The organism is Chitinophaga pinensis DSM 2588 (genome assembly GCF_000024005.1).
In the GTDB taxonomy this organism is placed as follows: domain Bacteria; phylum Bacteroidota; class Bacteroidia; order Chitinophagales; family Chitinophagaceae; genus Chitinophaga; species Chitinophaga pinensis.
On sequence record NC_013132.1, the window covers coordinates 5,551,871 to 5,565,234 of the forward strand.

General features: G+C 46.4%; 14 protein-coding genes and 1 riboswitch. Of the genes, 9 read left to right on the forward strand and 5 right to left on the reverse strand.

The window, feature by feature from the left end; genetic code table 11:
• Position 1 precedes the first annotated feature (1 nt).
• Both CPIN_RS22125 and CPIN_RS22130 read left to right on the forward strand, forming a co-directional pair.
• The gene (locus CPIN_RS22125; protein ID WP_012792070.1) at positions 2–1,039 is read left to right on the forward strand and encodes a cytochrome-c peroxidase; all 1,038 of its coding nucleotides are present in this window, start codon (positions 2–4) and stop codon (positions 1,037–1,039) included.
• A 14-nt stretch (positions 1,040–1,053) separates the two neighbouring features.
• Complete coding sequence (locus tag CPIN_RS22130) at positions 1,054–1,980, forward strand: transporter (protein WP_012792071.1); 927 nt, start codon at positions 1,054–1,056, stop codon at positions 1,978–1,980.
• Here CPIN_RS22130 and CPIN_RS22135 read toward each other — a convergent pair.
• The 5 genes from CPIN_RS22135 to CPIN_RS22155 form a co-directional block, all read right to left on the reverse strand.
• Complete coding sequence (locus CPIN_RS22135; protein WP_012792072.1) at positions 1,977–2,792, reverse strand: AraC family transcriptional regulator; 816 nt, start codon at positions 2,790–2,792, stop codon at positions 1,977–1,979. The genes CPIN_RS22130 and CPIN_RS22135 overlap by 4 nt on opposite strands.
• A 70-nt stretch (positions 2,793–2,862) precedes the next feature.
• Positions 2,863–3,888, reverse strand: coding sequence for an SDR family NAD(P)-dependent oxidoreductase (locus CPIN_RS22140; RefSeq protein ID WP_012792073.1), 1,026 nt, complete (start codon positions 3,886–3,888; stop codon positions 2,863–2,865).
• Between the two features lie 161 nt (positions 3,889–4,049).
• Positions 4,050–4,481 carry a V-type ATP synthase subunit I domain-containing protein gene (locus CPIN_RS22145; protein ID WP_012792074.1) on the reverse strand — a complete coding sequence of 144 codons (432 nt, stop codon included), beginning with the start codon at positions 4,479–4,481 and terminating at the stop codon, positions 4,050–4,052.
• A 153-nt stretch (positions 4,482–4,634) separates the two neighbouring features.
• Positions 4,635–5,075, reverse strand: a complete 441-nt coding sequence (locus CPIN_RS22150) for a hypothetical protein (RefSeq protein WP_044219433.1) — start codon at positions 5,073–5,075, stop codon at positions 4,635–4,637.
• A gap of 148 nt (positions 5,076–5,223) precedes the next feature.
• A complete protein-coding gene (locus CPIN_RS22155) occupies positions 5,224–6,516 on the reverse strand; it encodes a cobyrinic acid a,c-diamide synthase CobB (RefSeq protein WP_012792076.1) in 1,293 nt (430 codons plus the stop codon).
• Between the two features lie 29 nt (positions 6,517–6,545).
• Here CPIN_RS22155 and CPIN_RS22160 point away from each other — a divergent pair, with 29 nt between their 5' ends.
• The 7 genes from CPIN_RS22160 (at position 6,546) to CPIN_RS22190 (ending at position 13,361) form a co-directional block, all read left to right on the forward strand.
• A complete protein-coding gene (locus CPIN_RS22160) occupies positions 6,546–8,024 on the forward strand; it encodes a cobyric acid synthase (RefSeq protein ID WP_044219436.1) in 1,479 nt (492 codons plus the stop codon).
• Complete coding sequence (locus CPIN_RS22165) at positions 8,021–9,049, forward strand: pyridoxal phosphate-dependent aminotransferase (protein ID WP_012792078.1); 1,029 nt, start codon at positions 8,021–8,023, stop codon at positions 9,047–9,049. The genes CPIN_RS22160 and CPIN_RS22165 overlap by 4 nt, the downstream gene beginning before the upstream one ends.
• On the forward strand, positions 9,028–9,981 hold the full coding sequence (gene cbiB, locus CPIN_RS22170; protein WP_012792079.1) for an adenosylcobinamide-phosphate synthase CbiB: 954 nt from the start codon (positions 9,028–9,030) through the stop codon (positions 9,979–9,981). The genes CPIN_RS22165 and cbiB overlap by 22 nt, the downstream gene beginning before the upstream one ends.
• A 51-nt stretch (positions 9,982–10,032) precedes the next feature.
• Positions 10,033–10,233: riboswitch (cobalamin riboswitch) on the forward strand.
• Between the two features lie 143 nt (positions 10,234–10,376).
• Positions 10,377–10,742 carry a (2Fe-2S) ferredoxin domain-containing protein gene (locus CPIN_RS22175; protein WP_012792080.1) on the forward strand — a complete coding sequence of 122 codons (366 nt, stop codon included), beginning with the start codon at positions 10,377–10,379 and terminating at the stop codon, positions 10,740–10,742.
• An 11-nt stretch (positions 10,743–10,753) separates the two neighbouring features.
• The gene (locus CPIN_RS22180; RefSeq protein WP_012792081.1) at positions 10,754–11,578 is read left to right on the forward strand and encodes a HoxN/HupN/NixA family nickel/cobalt transporter; all 825 of its coding nucleotides are present in this window, start codon (positions 10,754–10,756) and stop codon (positions 11,576–11,578) included.
• A 14-nt stretch (positions 11,579–11,592) separates the two neighbouring features.
• The gene (locus CPIN_RS22185) at positions 11,593–12,435 is read left to right on the forward strand and encodes an SDR family oxidoreductase (RefSeq protein WP_012792082.1); all 843 of its coding nucleotides are present in this window, start codon (positions 11,593–11,595) and stop codon (positions 12,433–12,435) included.
• Positions 12,432–13,361 (forward strand): sirohydrochlorin chelatase, encoded by a 930-nt coding sequence (locus CPIN_RS22190; RefSeq protein ID WP_012792083.1) that lies wholly within the window; start codon positions 12,432–12,434, stop codon positions 13,359–13,361. The genes CPIN_RS22185 and CPIN_RS22190 overlap by 4 nt, the downstream gene beginning before the upstream one ends.
• Positions 13,362–13,364 lie beyond the last annotated feature (3 nt).

A 13,364-nucleotide genomic window follows, 5' to 3' on the forward strand; every position in this document is an offset into this window, starting at 1 on the left:
TATGCATCGATTACAATTAATACTGATCACGGGATTTTCACTTTTACTACTCGCCTGTAGTAAAAGTGATGATATCCTGGCTTTCATCGGATTTAAAAAGCCGGCGCATTTTCCTGCGCCTGTATACAAGCTGGAAAACAATCCGGTTACGCAGGAAGGTTTTGAATTGGGCAGGAAGCTCTTTTATGAGTCACGGCTTTCCCGGAACAATACAGTTTCCTGTGGGTTCTGTCATTTGCAGACAGCGGCATTTACCCATCATGGACATGATGTGAGTCATGGGATAGACGACCGCTTAGGTAGCCGTAACTCCCCTCCCATTATGAATCTCGCCTGGAACACGACGTTTATGTGGGATGGCGGTGTATTTGATCTTGACCTGCAACCTATCGTACCGATTACAAATCCGGTAGAAATGGATGAAACGGTAGAGAATGTGCTGAATAAGTTACGGAATACGGCGCCTTATCCGGCAATGTTTAAAAAAGCGTTTGGTACAGAAGAGATCACCACGGCCAGGATGATGAAGGCCTTGTCACAGTTTATGGTAATGCTTGTCAGCGATCAGTCTAAATACGACAGCGTCATCCGAAAACAGGGGCCTGTGTTTACACAGGAAGAGCAACAAGGGTATACGCTGTTTCAGCAGAAGTGCAGTAGTTGTCATAAGGAGCCCTTATTCACGGATCAGTCGTTCCGGAACAATGGTATTGGTACTGGGCCGAACAATGATGAAGGGCGTTATTCTGTGTCGCTGAATGCAGCAGACAAGTACAGGTTTAAAGTCCCGAGCCTGCGGAACCTGGCTTATACAGCCCCTTACATGCATGACGGGCGGATGTACACGTTAAATGCGGTCCTGCATCATTATACCTCGGAGGTACAGGACATGGCTACGCTGGATCCTTTGCTGAAACAAAACGGCGTGCCGGGGATTCCTTTATCTGCAAATGAACAGCAATACTTATTAGCGTTTCTCAATACGCTCAATGACCGGCATTTTATTACAGACAAGCGTTTCTCGGAGGAGTCGCAGTAAGTAAATCAAGGACTATGAAAAAACTATTGACGATTATTATATGTCTGCTGATAGCAAGTTATGAAACGAGGGCCTGTGATATCTGCGGTTGTGGCCTAGGCAGTTATTATATTGGTCTGCTGCCTGATTTCAAAAAGCGGTTTCTGGGTATACGCTATCAATATAAAACCTTACGCTCGCACCTGGGCCCCGGAGGTACAACTTCCTATCTCACGACAGACGAAACCTATCAGACGGCGGAGATATGGGGCGGATGGAATATAGGGAAGCGTTTCAGGGTACTGGGATTTGTTCCTTTGAATTTTAACAGTCGGGAGAACCAGGGTGTTACGATGAATAAATCCGGCATCGGAGATATTGCTGTTGTGGGATACTACCAGGTGCTTGACAGGAAAACGCTCCTATTCCATGATCGGCTGCTGGTACAATCACTCTGGATTGGTGGTGGTATTAAAGCGCCTACCGGCAGATATGAGCCTTCCGAACGAAAGGAGAATGAGGATACGCCGAATAACTTTCAACTGGGTACGGCGAGTACGGACTTTACTTTCAATGCTATGTATGATGTACGCCTGATGGATTTTGGAGTGAATGCGAATGTGAGTTATAAGGTGAATACGAATAACAGGTATGATTACAGGTATGGGAATAAGTTCACTGCGAATCTGCTGGCATATTATAAATTCCGCATAGCGGATCAGTTGACGGTAGCGCCTAATGCCGGGATGCTATTAGAGACAGCCACGAAAGACACGGAAGCAGACAGATACAAAGTGGATGTTTCAGGCGGACATTCATTATTGGCCACAGGAGGTATTGAAGCAACATTCAGGACCTTTTCTGTTGGGGCCAACTATCAACCTGTCATCTCACAAGACCTGGCCGATATGCGGGTGAAAGCAGGCAACAGGGCGATGGTGCATGTCAGCTATCTGTTCTAAAAGGCGTTACGGGTAGTCGCCTCAACAGGTGAGTAACCGAAGTGTTTTTTGAAGGCAAAAGAGAAGTGTGAGAGATTTTCAAATCCGGCTTCCAGGTAAATATCTGCGGGTCTGCGTTTCTTTTCACTCAGGTGATAATGGGCCAGTTCCAGGCGCTTTTGTGTCAGCCAGCGCTGCGGACTTACCTGGAATGCCTTTTTGAAATCGGTCTTAAAAGTGGTCAGGCTACGTCCGGTGAAATAAGCGAATCTTTGCAGCGGCATGTTGAACATAAAGTTCTTCTCCATGAAATCGGCCAGATCGAGTTTACCGGGTTCGGAGAAATTAGCCAGCCAGCGGTCGATGGTTTTGTCGAGGGTACGGAGTACGGTAATGGCTTCTTCGATCTTGACAGACACGATTGCAGGTGGTACGCCTTCTTCCAGGTCGAAATAAGGCAGTAAGGAGCCGAAAAAGCTTTCCAGCAAGGGGTGTGCCTCATATTGCCGGATACCATGATGCTGATCGGCCACTATCACCGGCTCATGCCGGCTGTAATATTCTTTCAGACGCTCCACCCGGATACAGATCGTTACTGATTTGTAAGGCTGACCGTCTTTGGAAGATTTAAAAAAGGTAGCCAGCTGATTACGTGGTACAAACCAGGTATCGCCGGGTTTTAAGATATGCGTCTGGTCGCCGATGTTTGCTTTCACTTCTCCGGAGATAAGATGTCCGAAGCTATGGTCCCCGGAGATGACTTCGTGCTGGAAGTATTTATCCTGGATACAGGGTAGCATGATCTCCTGTGGTAAAGTCCAATATGATGACATAATCGATCGCTTTTGATAGTACAAAGGAACGCACAAATTCTTATTGAATCCGTGCGTTCCTTTCCTTTGATCAGGATACGGCAAACGTGATACCAGTTAATTTTTCGCTGAGTGTCCAGAGTTGTTGGGCTTTTTCGCCATTAACCGCCTCGGCAGTCACCCCTTTGGTCATTTCAAACTTGTCTGATTTAAAGCCTTGCCAGTCCTGGTCGATTGCAGCCACTTCCGTATCCTCACAATAAACACCCCCTATATTGGCCAATTTAGGGCTTGTAGCGCACCAGACTGTTGTGGAAGCACCTTCTTCTAATGTTTTATAGCCATTGTAAGGATCGTGGCGGAAACTGCCATCTTCCTCATATACGCCTAAAGCCCTGAAGCCTTCTTCCGGGATATCCCTGCCAAGATCTGTCACGGCAATAGCCCCGGGATGCAGTGAAAAGGATCTTACACCGTGTGCCTGTGCCCGTTTGTCCAGTTCGACGGTAAACAGGACATTGGCCTGTTTCGCCCGCGCATAAGAAACGGAAGGGTCATATGCCTGATGGTCGAAATTAGGATCATTCAGATCTATTGACGCCATGTGATGTCCCCAGGAAGAAACGTTTACAATCCTTGCCCCCTGCGCACTTTTGATAGCCGGCCAGAGACGTGCGGTCAGCTGGAAATGTCCAAGGTGATTGGTAGAGAACTGTGACTCATACCCACGGGCGTCACGTCTTAACGGCGTCCACATCACACCTGCGTTGTTGATCAGGATGTCCAGTGGTTTGTTCAGTGCCAGGAATTTTTCTGCGAAAGCGTCGATGGAAGCAGGATCCATCAGGTCCATTTCCAGTATGGTGACATTGGGGATACCTGCGAGATTGCCAGCTGCTTTTTCGATTGTTCTTGCAGGGATATAGACCTCCACGCCTGCATTGGCCAGTGTTTTTGCCGCCTCCAGACCAATGCCTGAGTAACCGCCGGTAATGATTGCTGTTTTACCCTGGAGAGAAATGCCTTTGATAACGTCCGTTGCTGTTGACGCGGCGTCGAAACCCGAGCCGATCGGGTGTTGTAAGGCGCCGTTGTAGTTGTTTGTGCTGTTTGCCATTTGAAGAATGGTTTGTTGATAGGGCAAAATTCGTGAGAAAGCCTTCTGGCTGTTTTGTTGAAAAGGCGGAATATTGTTTGTTGAGAGGGCGGCGGTGTAATAAAAAAACCTTATCAGCGGGCTGATAAGGTTGGAATATTTAGGGGTGTAGCAAATGTGATTTAAGGGACATTAATAGCTTCTAATTTAGCTACGACATCCTCGTTTGCATTGTAAGGTGTCCAGTATTCGATTCTTTTCAATTCACCGTCGATACCGACTAGTAGTCCTTCAATTTTGTCAAATCTTCCGTCTACCTTATTTAATCTTTCTTCTACTTTGTCCAATCGATCCTCTATACCATCTAACCTTCCTTCTACCTTATTTAATCTCTCTTCTACTTTGTCCAATCGATCCTCTATACCATCTAACCTTCCTTCTACCTTATTTAATCTCTCTTCTACTTTGTCCAATCGATCCTCTATACCATCTAACCTTCCTTCTACCTTATCTAATCTTATTTCGATTTTATCAAATCGATTCTCAAATGATCCAACTGTAACATTTAATTCCTGAATAGCAGATAAAATAGTTTGAAATTGATTTTCTGACATATTCTAACTTGTGTTTTAAAGCTTACGCGTGCAAAGTAAAGATTATTTAAATGCGAAGCATCGGGCAAACTGTTAATGATAAGTTAGTAAGTAAAAATAGCAGCCCCTTTGGATCTGTATTATCGGAGACAACTCATATTGTATTGCGTCTTATCAAAAGGGCGGAATATTTCTTATTCTATCACGAAGATTTAGTAATCTATTTTTAGCTTTTTCAATCACCATATAATAATTGAGCGCTGATATCACTACATTACCATTTCTCTCACTTCTGATACCATATTCCATCGGATCAACCTCAGTACCAAGCAAAAAGTAATTTACCTTTGAATCACGCCCCAAGAGTCCCCTCTTCGTTAGTTCTACCACACATCTCCATGCTAGTGATTTTTGTTCATTTCCTATCTTAAAATCTGAACGTGCTAATTCCACTACTATTAATTTATCCACCCCTATTTCGCTTCCTTCTTCATCAAATTTCGGCAAGTAATAAATGCATACATTGCTATCTGGCAAAACAACGAACGCTGGTTTATTGCCTACAACTTCACAATTTTCAACTCCGCGCAGATGCCTAATTACATCTGGTAACAATAAAATCTTGAGGGCTGTAAATTAAATATTTCGCACCAGATAAACACAAAAATCACTATATAAAAAGTCGGTTAATCGACTCTTAGTCAACTTCTAAACAACAAAACACAACTGATAACAGCATTCACATTACAATCCACTCCAAATCTCACTCCGCCCTCAACCACTCCCCATTCTCCCCCCAATACACATGCATATACGATGCCACTACATTCCCTTTCCTATACACCGCCATATCCACCTCCTTCCCCCGCGCATTATACACCTTCCCTATCCGCTCCAATGCCTCCGTCTCCGCACTAACAGAATAATGAAACTCATGCCCTTTAAACCGTTTCTCTCCGATCTCCACTATCCTATACCCTAATGACAACTTCGCTCCCTGCATCGTCGTCTTCAATCCTAAAAAACCTACCATCGGATACTCCAGACCTTCCTTATCTCCGATGCTCTCTCCGAGGTACATCATCCCGCCACATTCTGCGATCACCTTTCCTCCATTTTCACAAAACGCCCGCACGGACTCACGCATAGTCATATTAGCCGATAACTGCTCCAAATACAATTCCGGATAACCACCTGCCAGATACAATATCTCAGCTGCCGGCATCACAGGGTCATGTAAAGGACTGAAGAAGCTGACCTCTCCTGCATTACGCAAGGCATCCAGATTCTCCAGATATGTAAAGTTAAACGCTTCGTCGCTGGCTACTGCAATCGGCAAGCCTCCTTTCTCTACACGAATAAACGGTGTATGAACAGGATCAGGTCTCTGTGTCATCTCCAGTATCAGATCCACGTCAACAGTACGACTGATATGTGCTGCGGCCGCCTCTATAATACTTTCATAGTCATTCTCCGGAGATATCGCCAGCCCCAGATGCCGGGACGGTATTTTAATATGTTCATTTGCTGGTACATATCCCAGCGGGGCAATACCTAAATCGGCACAACCATCTTTCAGGAACTGGTAATGACTCTCTGTATTGACAAAGTTGAAAATCACCCCTGCTATCTTCACGCCTGGATGAAAATGCATAAACCCATAGATCAGCGGCGCTACGGAATAAGCCATTGCTTTGGCATTGACCACTAATATCACCGGCAGCTCCAGCACCATAGCAATCTCCGCACTACTTCCTTTCATACGGTCCGCACCGTCAAAAAGTCCCATAACACCTTCGGTAATGACCACATCTGCATCACCTGCATATTTCCCATACACTTCTTTCAGATGCGCTTCGCTCATCATGAAGGTATCAAGGTTCACACTGGTTTTATGTGCGGCGAAGGAATGATGTTTTGTGTCAATGTAATCAGGACCGCACTTAAACGGCTGTACGCTCATTCCCCGCTTGTGTAAGAGACGTAGTAAGCCCAGCGTAATGGTTGTTTTCCCGGAATTACTACTGGGTGCTGCAATTAAAAACTGAGGCTTCATTCGGCCAAAGATAGTACATTCGTATTCTTATGCAGCGACTAAAGTCCATCATGTTTGCCGGCACTGCATCTGATGTCGGTAAAAGTCTAATCAATACGGGTTTCTGCCGCATCTTCAAACAGGATGGCTATCATCCTGCACCATTCAAGGCACAGAATATGTCCCTCAACAGCTATGCTACGCCGGACGGTTTTGAGATCGGCCGCGCGCAAGCCGTACAGGCAGAAGCCTGTGGTATTCCCTGTAGTACGGATATGAACCCTGTGCTGCTGAAGCCTACCAGTGATAAAGCTTCACAGGTCGTGTTACTGGGTAAACCAGTCGGCAGTCAGTCGGCCTATGATTACTTTATGGGCAACAATAAACAGGAGTTGTTCGCAGCATCCAAAGCCGCTTATGACAGACTCTATCAGCTGCATAATCCTGTTGTGATGGAAGGGGCTGGCAGTATCAGCGAACTCAATCTGAAACACCGGGATATTACCAATATGCGGATGGCCCTGCACGCCAACGCAGATGTCTACCTGGTGGCAGATATCGACCGGGGCGGTGTATTTGCCAGTGTATATGGGACTATCGCCTTACTGACACCGGAAGAAAAACAACTGATCAAAGGTATTATCATCAATAAATTCAGAGGAGACGCCCGCTTATTCGAAAGCGGCAGAACCATGATAGAAGAGCTTTGCAGCATACCTGTGATAGGCGTAGTGCCGTATAGAAAGGATATCTATATTGAGGAAGAAGACTCCGTCGGACTGGAACACAAACACAACAAACTGGCTTCCGGCAAGGTCAATGTTGCAGTGGTACTACTCAACAGGATCTCCAATTTTACCGATTTTAACGTATTGGAAAGAGACGAACGCGTACACCTCTTCTACAGTAACAATCCCGCTGACATAGAAAAAGCGGACATCATTATCATTCCCGGCAGCAAGAATACCATTGCTGACCTGATTGATATCAAAAATAACGGCGTAGCTAAAGCCATCGTACAAGCGCATAAAAATAGCAAGACTGTTATCGGCATCTGCGGTGGTTACCAGATGATGGGAACCGTCGTGGAAGACCCACATCATGTGGAAGGTGCGATTGAATCCATGCCCGGACTGGGTATCCTGCCCGTAAGCACTGTGCTGACAGAAGATAAAATCACTGAACAATGCAGGTTCTACTATAAAGGGCAGTCAACAGCCTGTGAAGGTTATGAGATCCATATGGGACTCACCAGTACCAGCGGAGAAGCACGTCCGCTGAATAATACCTTAAACGGGCACGCTGACGGATATCAGCTGACGGATAACTGCTGGGGCACCTACATACATGGCATCCTGGATAATGCGACAGTTGTGGATGATCTGCTGAAAGATCATGCGACACAGTCATCCGGTGCACCGTTTGATTACCTCGCCTTTAAAGAGGAACAATACGATAAACTGGCACAACACCTACGCGAACACATCGACATGGCATATATTTACAGACAATTAAAGACACAGTCATGATCAACGGGCACGGAGACGACAGATACCTGTTCAATTATCCTGTTAAAGCCGATTTTAGTTCCAATGTATACTACGAAGGCTTGGCCGGCGGATTACGCCAGCACCTGACTGATTGTCTCTATAAACTGAACAACTATCCCGAAGCCAATGCACAACGCCTGCAACAGGCACTGGCCGACTGGCACCAACTCAGCGCTGAGCAGGTACTGGTCACCAATGGTGCAACGGAAGCTTTCTACCTGGTAGCCCACGCATTTCGCAGAAAATCAGTTACTATCGCTATACCAGCCTTCGCAGAATATGAAGATGCCTGTCAGGCGAATGACCTCAGCATCAGTTATATCCCTTACGATGAACTACATCCCGCTACCCGCTTCACGTCAGATCTCGTATTCTTTGGTAATCCGAATAATCCTACCGGCGCAGTATTACACCCTGAAACGATCCGGGAATTGCTGGGTGCACACCCGCAGACGATATTCGTGATTGATGAAGCCTATGTAGATTTTACGGAAGCAATCATCTCTATGGTGGGCGCTATCGATCAGTTGCCCAATCTTATTATTATAAAATCACTCACCAAGACATATTCCATCCCGGGTTTACGACTGGGTTATATCCTCAGTAACGCGACTATCATTCAACAGATACTCGCGTCTAAAATGCCCTGGTCTGTCAATGCCCTGGCCATTGAAGCCGGACTCTATATCGCACAGCACAGGGATGCATTGGCATTGCCTATCGCGGACCTGCGGAAAGACACGCTGGACCTGATGGCTGCGGTGAAGCATATTGAAGGTATACAGGTCAGGGATACCCAGACCAATTTCTTTCTTTCGCGGACAAACACCGGTACTGCGGCTGACCTTAAACGATACTTACTGGAAAATGAAGGTTTGCTGATAAGGGATGCGGCCAATTTCAAAAGCCTTAGTCCACAACATTTCAGGGTCGCCACACAAAGACCGGAAGAAAATCAGCTACTTATAAAAGGTATTCAGGCATGGATCAGCAGTATCTCTTAATCATTATTCCCTTAGTGGCGGGCTATCTGCTGGACCTGGCATTGGGAGATCCACGCTGGCTGCCACACCCGATAAGGTTGTTTGGTCATCTGATCAGCTTTGGTACCAAAACACTCAACCGGGGGAAAGGCCGTTTCCTGAAGGGGATGATTTTGAGCGTCTTACTGTGTGCTATCTGCTGGCTATTCTTTGCCGGCATGCAGTTTTGGTTACTGCGAATACAGACACCCGCCTTTTACTACCTGTTCACCTCCATTTTCGTCTTCTTTGCTTTAGCCAATAAAAGCCTCTTACAGGAAGGCCGCGAGGTTTTTGACGCACTGAGTAGTCAGGGACTGGATGCGGGCAGAAAACGCCTTTCCTGGATCGTAGGGAGGGAAACCAAAAACCTCGGCGAAAACCAGATCAGAACTGCCGTCTTTGAAACCCTCTCAGAAAACCTGAGCGACGGAGTCATTGCGCCCCTTTTCTATTACGCCGTTGGCGGATTACCGGCTATGATGACCTATAAGATGATTAACACCCTGGATTCCATGATCGGGTATAAAAAAGAGGAATATTTCTGGTTCGGGAAATTTGCCGCCAGACTGGACGATGTGGCCAACTTCATTCCGGCGCGTATCACAGCACTGCTCATGGTACTGGTAGCCTTCAGCAGACGGGGACTGACCTACATCTTCAGATATGGCCACCAGCACGCCAGTCCGAATTCAGGATACCCGGAAGCCGCCCTGGCAGGTATTATGTACTGCCGCTTTGGAGGGCCAAATACCTACCATGGACAATTAGTAGTCAAACCCTATATTGGTGAACACCCCCGGGATATTGCCCACGAAGAACTGCGCAAAGTCATGTATATCAATCATGCTGTCACATTCCTGAGCGTTTTACTCATAGTCGCCACCTATATAATATACGCCGTAACTACCTGATTGACTGCACGCTGTTCTATTCTCCTGCTAAAAAGAGCAAATAATTACCTACATTTGAGCCAGTTTCTTGGTTTTCGTCCGGCCCAAAGCCGGCTGAAATTAAAAGGGAATTTGGTGAAAACCCAAAACAGTTCCCGCTGCTGTAAGTTCTGTAACAGCTTTTAACCAGTGCCACTGTCGTAATCCCCAATCGGATGGGAAGGCGTTAAGAGTAGAACGAGTCAGAAGACCTGCCAACAAACTATGTTTATCCAACACTTCGGGAAAAAAGTCATGGGAGAACGTAATGCACGTATGCCGTCCGGTATACATGCTTCCTGTTTTCTATCTTTTTGCTGAGGTCTTGTTTAATCATTAACGGGTAATTAATGTATTAATCAAAAGTAACGAGTCGTATGGCAATTAAAGATCTGACTAAAGTTCAGAAGATCCTTTTTATCTGTAATGGAGGCACCTGTAATAAAAACAACGCCGCTGATGAAAACACGGTACAGCTCAGAACGCACCTCACAGAGCATGACCTCAATGACGAAATCCACACTGTTCGTACCAAATGCCTGGGACAATGTACCTGGGGACCAATGATCTTTATGCATCCGGAAGGTCTCTGGTATAAAAATGTAAACCTGGATACCACCCGCGAGATCGTGACGCAACATCTCCTGAAAAATGAATTGGTACTGGAACATGTGCATTTCCCGGAAGCTGAAGAGGTAGCATCCAGTCCGCTTACGCTCAAAAGCCCTCAGCCAAACGAATAAAACCCCGGCACATGAACATCTTACAACAGGATCTGACCGGATTTATCGTCCTGGCCGTACTTGGTTTACGTCATGGACTGGACCCCGATCATATTACTGTGATCGACGGATATACCTACCGTCTGCATCTCCATAAAAGTATCTGGACCAGATGGGTAGGCACACTCTTTACTTTCGGACATGGGATCATGGTCACCGCCATAGCCCTCTTCCTTTGTATACTGAAGAATAACTTCGAAATGCCTCCTGCACTGGATATCGTGGTGGAATGGCTGTCTTCCGTGATGCTCCTGTTTATGGGTATTTCTAACCTGATCAATCTGACCCGCAAGGACAGTACACAGACAGGTAGTTTCCGTAAGCGACTGTTACCCAAAACCTTCAGTAACAGTCTGAATCCGTTTACCGTTATCATCACCGGTATCATATTCGGGTTCATCTTTGATACCTCCTCCCAGATCGCTGCATTCGGTTATGCCGTATCCGTCTCTAATCAATGGATCTATGCTATCATGGGCGGCGTGGTATTCTCACTGGGACTGATCATCACCGGTACCTGCGATTCCCTGCTGCTGAGCAAGTTACTCAAGACCTTCGATCAGAAAAAGATCCAGAGTCATCGTTTTAAACTGAATGTGCTGATCACGATCATGTGTTTTGCCATTCCTATGTATAAAATTGCAAGCGCCTGGAACGAGTCCCTGGAACTAAATGATTTCCAGAATAATATTGTCGGACTCGTTTTTATTAGTATCATTATATCTTTATACGTGGAGCTCTACCTGCGGCACAGATACGCCAAACAGGAGATCGCCAATGAGACAGACCCACGTTAAGGATCAAACATTATATGAGCAAAGCACCGACAAATATCATCAGCATATTAGGCTGCGGCTGGCTGGGTCTTCCGCTGGCAATCCATCTTGTAAAAGAAGGATATACCGTGAAAGGCTCTGTCACTTCGGAAGATAAAATGGGAGAACTGACACAGGCACAGATCCAACCTTATCAGGTCATGATCACTGAAGCCGGTATTGAAAGTAATGACATAGCCGGGTTCCTGGAAAGTGAAATACTGATCATTAATTTTCCTCCTTCCCGCCGGGAAGACGTCGTGCTCTATCATCAGGCACAGATGGCACACCTCGTGAAAGCGATAGAGAAAAGTCCGGTACAAAAGGTGCTGTTCATCAGTTCCACCTCCGTCTACCCTGATGTAAACGGAGAAGTATTCGAACATGAAACCGCTACCCCGTCTAAAGGCAGCGGTAAAGCCTTACTGGCTGTTGAAAAAATGCTGCGTACCAATATCCGTTTTATGACAACGGTGATTCGTTTTGCAGGGCTGATCGGCTACGATCGTATGCCTGGCCGTTTCCTGGCCGGCAAGAAGAATGTAGAGAACGGTGATGCACCGATCAACGTTATCCACCAGGACGATTGCATCGGTATCCTCACGGGAATTATCCGTCAACAGGCATGGGGCGATGTATTCAATGCCTGTACAGATGAACATCCTACACGCAGGGAATATTATACTCAGGCGGCCGCTATCGCCGGACTGGAACTGCCTACATTCGCCGCTACCGCCGATCCTCATTTCAAAATAATCAACGCAGACAAGATCAAGCAACGACTGAACTATTCATTCAAGTACCCTGATCCTGTCCAATTATTACATACCGGCATATGAAAGGGATATTAATCTGTGGTCACGGCAGCCGCGATCCTGAAGGAGTCGAAGGCTTTAAAGCACTGGTGGCATTATTGCGCAAACGCTATCCTGACAGGATGGTGGATTATGGTTTCCTGGAATTCTCGCACCCCGTATATGCGGCGGCTGTCGAGCGGATGTATGTGGCAGGCATACGGGAGATCATCGCTATTCCGGCCATCCTCTTTGCCGGTGGCCATGCCAAGAATGATATTCCTTTCGAAATGAATACCCTGCAGTCCCAATATCCGGATTTGCGGATCAGACTGGGCAGACATATTGGTATTACGCCTTCCATCCTGCAGCTTGCGGGTAAACTGGTAGCAGCAGCTGAAGCAGCATATCCTTCACTGGACAGACAGGAAGCTTGTCTGCTACTGGTAGGACGAGGCACCTCCGATCCTGACGCTAACTCAGATGTAGCCAAAATGACGCGTATGCTGGGAGAAGGGTTGGGCTTCGGATTCTCTACCACGGCTTTTATCGGCGTAACGCAGCCGCTGCTGAAAGACCACTTACCCATCATCGATCATCTGCCTTATAAAAGAATTGTGGCATTACCCGTGTTCTTATTCACCGGTGTACTGCTCAAAAAGATCTATTCTCAACTGGAAGAATTCTCCGCAACGACCGGCAAGCAGGTCATCGCTACCAAATCATTTGAATGTGATGAACTGCTGTTGCAAACCATAGACGAGCGCATCCGGGAAGTACAGGAAGGTAGTCCGGATATGAATTGTCAGCTGTGCAAATACCGCACACAGATCATAGGTTTTGAAGAAGAAGTGGGCAAAGAACAGGTCGGTCACCATCTGGCTGTGAAAGGCATCTTATTCGAAGAAGAAGAAAAACCTGGTGAAAAGAAAACCGTTCTGACAACCGTTAAAAAGATACTCGGCATCTGATAC

Excerpts from the sequence above, each read along its gene's own strand:
- CPIN_RS22160 (WP_044219436.1), top strand. The coding sequence starts at position 6,546 with ATGCAGCGACTAAAGTCCATCATGTTTGCCGGCACTGCATCTGATGTC.
- CPIN_RS22175 (WP_012792080.1), top strand. The coding sequence starts at position 10,377 with ATGGCAATTAAAGATCTGACTAAAGTTCAGAAGATCCTTTTTATCTGT.
- CPIN_RS22190 (WP_012792083.1), top strand. The coding sequence starts at position 12,432 with ATGAAAGGGATATTAATCTGTGGTCACGGCAGCCGCGATCCTGAAGGA.
- CPIN_RS22145 (WP_012792074.1), bottom strand. The coding sequence starts at position 4,481 with ATGTCAGAAAATCAATTTCAAACTATTTTATCTGCTATTCAGGAATTA.
- CPIN_RS22130 (WP_012792071.1), top strand. The coding sequence starts at position 1,054 with ATGAAAAAACTATTGACGATTATTATATGTCTGCTGATAGCAAGTTAT.
- CPIN_RS22185 (WP_012792082.1), top strand. The coding sequence starts at position 11,593 with ATGAGCAAAGCACCGACAAATATCATCAGCATATTAGGCTGCGGCTGG.
- CPIN_RS22165 (WP_012792078.1), top strand. The coding sequence starts at position 8,021 with ATGATCAACGGGCACGGAGACGACAGATACCTGTTCAATTATCCTGTT.
- CPIN_RS22140 (WP_012792073.1), bottom strand. The coding sequence starts at position 3,888 with ATGGCAAACAGCACAAACAACTACAACGGCGCCTTACAACACCCGATC.
- CPIN_RS22180 (WP_012792081.1), top strand. The coding sequence starts at position 10,754 with ATGAACATCTTACAACAGGATCTGACCGGATTTATCGTCCTGGCCGTA.
- CPIN_RS22135 (WP_012792072.1), bottom strand. The coding sequence starts at position 2,792 with ATGTCATCATATTGGACTTTACCACAGGAGATCATGCTACCCTGTATC.
- CPIN_RS22125 (WP_012792070.1), top strand. The coding sequence starts at position 2 with ATGCATCGATTACAATTAATACTGATCACGGGATTTTCACTTTTACTA.
- CPIN_RS22155 (WP_012792076.1), bottom strand. The coding sequence starts at position 6,516 with ATGAAGCCTCAGTTTTTAATTGCAGCACCCAGTAGTAATTCCGGGAAA.
- cbiB (WP_012792079.1), top strand. The coding sequence starts at position 9,028 with ATGGATCAGCAGTATCTCTTAATCATTATTCCCTTAGTGGCGGGCTAT.